Below are 4,936 nucleotides of genomic sequence, written 5' to 3' on the forward strand. Positions count from 1 at the left end.
CTGGGCGCGCTGGGCTGGCAGGTGTCCACGCGGCCACGTCGGGAGTTGTTCACCGACTACGGTCGCGTCTTCCCCGACGATGAGATGTCGCCGTTGCGCAACATCATCGCCGTTACCGCATCGCGCTAGGGGCCGGGTTACGCCGGATGGGCCGCAGGTGCCCGAGCGACCATCGGCACGGCCGGAAACGCCCACGCCATCTCCGACCGGCACTTGCGTAGCGCGGCCGTACCGTAACCCTTCTTGCGGTGCGCAGGGTGTATCCAGATGCGCACGTCTACCTCGCCGTGGACGAGCTCACCGAACACCATGCCGACCTTCTCCCCGCAATCGACGGCAACAAACCAGGCGGCCTCTTCATCGTCGACCCTCTTGAGCGCAGCAACGATTTCTTCGTCGAGGTTGCCGGCGGGTCCCCCGGATCCGTCTCCGGCAGCGCCCATTTCCTCGGTTCGCGCGCTGAAGATGTCACGGTCCTCGTCGGCGGAGAAGGGCCTGAGCTCCAGCGTCTCGCCGAAGCTGGCCGGACGTTCAGTGGCAGTGAAGCTCAGCTGTTTGTTCAGGTCGTCGAGTTCGGCCATGATTCGCGTGCGCGCGTCCTGGGTCAGCTGCTCGAACGACATACTCATCACCGCTTCGGCCGCGAGATGGGACGTACCAAGCAGGGTGACGATCGCCTCGACCGCGGCCGCCTTGTTCTCGGCATCCACGATGGCGTCGGCCACTTCATGCCGACGTTCAAGTGCGGCAAGCAAGGCATCCGCGATCTCGCGGCGAGCACAGGTCTGATCGTGGTCGGTCATTGGATAAGCCTAGAACGAGACAGCAGGTTTCGCGCCACCCCAATGGGGCCGACTTTGATCGGCTGAGCTCGAGCCGCTCGCGGGCCGGCAGGTACTTGCGGGCCAGTCCGCTATAGCCACGCCAACTATGAATGGTGCGACGCGACCCCTTCGCGACTACAGGGGAAACTTCGGGTTAGATTCACACTCGCGCTGAGACAAACGACGACATAAGCGAGACGCCAAGCATGCGCATCGGAATCGATGTCGGTGGGACCAACACTGATGCCGTTCTCATGGACGACGCCACCACGCTCGCCGGTGTTAAGCATTCGACCACACCCGACATCACCAGCGGCATCATGCACGCGATCGAGGACCTGCGGGTCCGGCGCGAGTTCACCGGCTCCGACATCCAGGCCGTCATGATCGGCACGACGCATTTCATCAATGCGTTGGTGCAGGCCAAGCGACTTGCTCCGACCGCGGCGCTGCGCCTGGGACTCCCCGCAACCGATTCACTGCCGCCATTCGTCGACTGGCCACCCATGCTCATGAGAGCGGTGCGGGCCAGGCACTACCTGGCGCACGGGGGCTGCGAGTTCGACGGGCGTCCCATCTCTGCACTCGACGCTGACGAACTCCGCGCCCACGCGCGGGACATGCGCGAGCACGGCGTCCGCTCAGTCGCGATTACGAGCGTGTTCAGCCCCATCAATCATGATGTCGAACTCGAGGCGAGCCGCGTGGTAGCTCAGGAGCTGGGTCCTGACATCGCGATCTCATTAAGCCACCAGATCGGCAGGATTGGCTTACTAGAGCGCGAGAACGCAACGATCGTTAACGCCGCACTGAGCGAGTTAGCCAGCGAAATCGTCGACGGCCTCAGCTTCGCCATACGCTCGCATGGGATCCACGCGCCGATCTTTCTCAGCCAAAACGATGGCACGCTCATGAACGAGGACTTCGTGCGCCGCTACCCGGTTGCGACATTCGCCTCCGGGCCGACGAACTCCATGCGCGGCGCCGCCGCAGTCAGCGGGCTGTCGACATGCGCGGTCGTCGACGTCGGCGGAACGACGACCGACATCGGCCTGCTGATCTGCGGCTTCCCGCGCAAGACAGCCAACGACGTGCGCGTCGCCGGTGTCCGTACAAATTTCCGCATGCCCGATGTGCTGTCGATCGGCATCGGCGGCGGCAGCATCGTCGACACCAAAAGCGGAGAGGTCGGCCCGGAATCAGTTGGCTACCGGCTGCCGAGCGAAGCGCTCGTCTTCGGCGGATCCACCCTGACCGCCACGGACATCGCCGTCGCCGCGGGCCGGGCAGATGTGGGAGACCCGTCGCTGGTCGCTCATCTCGATTGCGCCCTCGTAGCGCGCGTGCTCGACCGCATCGCCGAGCGCATCACCGAGGCCGTCGACCGGATGCGTACCTCGCCAGAGCCGATCCCCGTCGTCGCCGTCGGTGGTGGGTCGATCCTGCTGCCCGGCGAATTACCGGTCTTCGGCAGTGTCCACCGGCCGCAGAACTACGCGGTCGCCAACGCAATCGGCGCCACCATCGCCCAGATCAGCGGTGAGATCGACACCGTGACCGATTTCGAAGCCGGTGGGCGTGCTGCGACGATCGCGGCGCTCAAGCGGCAAGCGATCGACAAAGCCGTCGCCGCTGGGGCGAGCCCACACACAGTGCAGATCGTCGACTTCGATGAGGTCCCGATTCCGTACCTCCCCGGCAGCGCAACGCGCGTGAGCGCCAAGGCAGTCGGCGACCTTCAGATTGGCACCTGATGAGCTGGCAGATTGAGGATGCGACGATCGCCGACCTTGCGCGTGGCGCAGCGGTGCTGGGTACCGGAGGTGGCGGCGACCCGTATATCGGCGGTCTCCTTGCTCGGCAGGCGATTACCAGAAATGGCCCGGTGGACGCCGTCACCGTCGACGAATTACCCGACGACGCAATGGTGATCACTGTCGCGTTGATGGGCGCGCCCACAGTACTGATCGAGAAGCCGCCGAGCCTCACCGCGGTGATCAGCCCCATCACCGCAGTGAGCGCCTACCTCGGCAGGCCTGCCACGCACATTGCCTGCTTCGAGGCCGGCGGAGTGAACTCCACCATTCCCGTGGCCGCAGCCGCGATGCTCGGGCTGCCGCTCGTGGACGGCGACGGCATGGGCCGTGCGTTCCCCGAACTACAGATGGTCCTGCCGACCCTCTACGGCATCGCAGCTTCGCCGGTCGTGCTAGGCGACGAGAAGGGCAACGTCGCCGTGCTACAGACGATCGACAACGTCTGGACCGAGCGCATCGCCCGGGTCGCGTGCGTCGAGATGGGGTCCTTGGTCCCGTTCGCCGGATTCCCGATGTCCGGGGCGCAGACCCGAAATACCCTGGTGCCGGGATCCCTTCGGCGGTGCGTCGAGATCGGCGCCGGTATCCGGACCGCGCGCGACGAAAAGAACGACCCGGTTGGGCGCGTTGTCGAAATGCTCAGCGGGCGCGAGCTTTTCGAGGGGAAGGTGGTAGATGTGCAGCGCGCCACGACCAGGGGCTTTGCCCGCGGCGCTGCCCGCATCGAGGGAGCCACAGGCATCCTCACCCTGCAGTTCCAGAATGAGCACCTCATCGCCGACCTAGACGGTCTCCCGCTTGCGACGACGCCAGACCTCATCATGGTGCTTGAGCGCGACTCGGGCGAGCCGATCACCACCGAGGCGCTCCGCTACGGGCTTCGCGTGCGCGTCGTCGCCGCACCGGCCGACACGCGCTGGCACAGCGCAGCGGGACTCGCTCTAGTCGGTCCCGGCTATTTCGGCTACCACATCCCCGCGCACCGCTTCGATGGCAGCGTCAATGCCGGAGGCGAGCCGCTTCTCGGCAAGCTGGAGCCCAAAAGCTACAGCCAAAACACACGGCCCGCCGGCGGTCGGTAACAGGGTCACCGTTCCAGTTGCCAGCAAGCCGCTCCCGGAATCAGTTTCGGTCACGCCATGCCAGCATGCGCTGGCGGCGCGCCGGGAGCGTCCGTAATCCCACGTCTCGTCGGCTTGCGCCGCACGGGTCCAGGTGCCGGGCCCCGCCTGAACAGGCTGATTCCGTGACTGCTCGGGGCTGCGGGGTTCGACTGCGCCGAGATCGACACGCAGCGCCATCGTGGCTTCGGGCGGCTGACCTACTATTGCGCCACCCGCACCCCGACGCCCAGATAGGAGAGGCCCGATGACACGTAGCGAGTCGGAACGAAGCGACGACGACAGCTGGGATCTGGCCTCCAGCGTTGGAGTCACCGCCACCATGGTCGCCGCGGCCCGCGCGATGGCTACCAAGGACTCCCGCCGGCTGATCAGCGATCCGTTCGCCGAACCGCTGGTGCGCGCGGTCGGGGTCGACTTCTTCATCAAGATGATGGACGGGGAGCTTGATTTTGCGGGCATTCCAGACATGTCGTCGGCGCGGGCGCAGGCTCTCGTCGACGGAATGGCGGTGCGGACCAAGTACTTCGACGATTACTTTAGCAACGCCACTACGGGCGGGGTCCGGCAAGCGGTGATCCTGGCGTCCGGTCTGGACGCCCGCGCCTACCGGCTGCCGTGGCCCGCCGAAACCGTGGTCTATGAACTGGACCAGCCCGAGGTCATCGAATTCAAGACGACTACGTTGGCTCAGCTCGGCGCTGAGCCGACCGCGTCCCGGCGCGCCATCCCCATCGATCTGCGCGGCGACTGGCCGGCGGCGCTGACGGCGGCCGGGCTGGATCCGACGGCACCGACAGCGTGGTTGGCCGAAGGCCTGCTGATCTACCTACCCCCGCAGGCCCAAGACCTATTGTTCGACAACATCACCGCGCTCAGCGTGCCGGGAAGCACTGTCGCTACTGAATTCGTCCCGGGCATCATTGATTTCGATGCCGACCGGATACGAGACAGAGCCGGGATCTTCCGGGACCACGGCCTCGACATCGACATGGCGTCGCTGGTGTACTCCGGCCAACGCAATCATGTCGTCGACTATCTGCGCGCCAAGGGCTGGGATGTTGCCGGCGTGCCACGAACCGAACTGTTCACGCGCGCCGGCATTGCCGTTCCCGACCCGGCCGACGACGACCCGCTGGGCGAGATCATCTTCGTCAGCGGCGGCCTGACTAAG

General features: G+C 65.7%; 4 protein-coding genes. 3 read left to right on the forward strand and 1 reads right to left on the reverse strand.

What is annotated here, in order from left to right; genetic code table 11:
* Window positions 1-137 precede the first annotated feature (137 nt).
* Window positions 138-803 carry a GNAT family N-acetyltransferase gene (locus F0Q45_RS24190; RefSeq protein ID WP_149656307.1) on the reverse strand — a complete coding sequence of 222 codons (666 nt, stop codon included), beginning with the start codon at window positions 801-803 and terminating at the stop codon, window positions 138-140.
* A 227-nt stretch (window positions 804-1,030) separates the two neighbouring features.
* On the opposite strand from F0Q45_RS24190, the gene F0Q45_RS24195 reads away from it, so the two are divergent.
* The 3 genes from F0Q45_RS24195 to F0Q45_RS24205 all read left to right on the forward strand — a co-directional run.
* Window positions 1,031-2,578: a hydantoinase/oxoprolinase N-terminal domain-containing protein gene (locus tag F0Q45_RS24195; protein ID WP_149656308.1), complete on the forward strand. Its 1,548-nt coding sequence runs from the start codon at window positions 1,031-1,033 to the stop codon at window positions 2,576-2,578.
* Window positions 2,578-3,723 (forward strand): DUF917 domain-containing protein, encoded by a 1,146-nt coding sequence (locus tag F0Q45_RS24200; protein WP_149656309.1) that lies wholly within the window; start codon window positions 2,578-2,580, stop codon window positions 3,721-3,723. The genes F0Q45_RS24195 and F0Q45_RS24200 overlap by 1 nt, the downstream gene beginning before the upstream one ends.
* 286 nt (window positions 3,724-4,009) lie before the next feature.
* Window positions 4,010-4,936, forward strand: a 927-nt coding sequence (locus tag F0Q45_RS24205) for a class I SAM-dependent methyltransferase (RefSeq protein ID WP_149656310.1), incomplete at its 3' end; no start/stop codon positions are given.

The organism is Mycobacterium simiae (assembly GCF_008370645.1).
Lineage (GTDB): Bacteria > Actinomycetota > Actinomycetes > Mycobacteriales > Mycobacteriaceae > Mycobacterium > Mycobacterium simiae_A.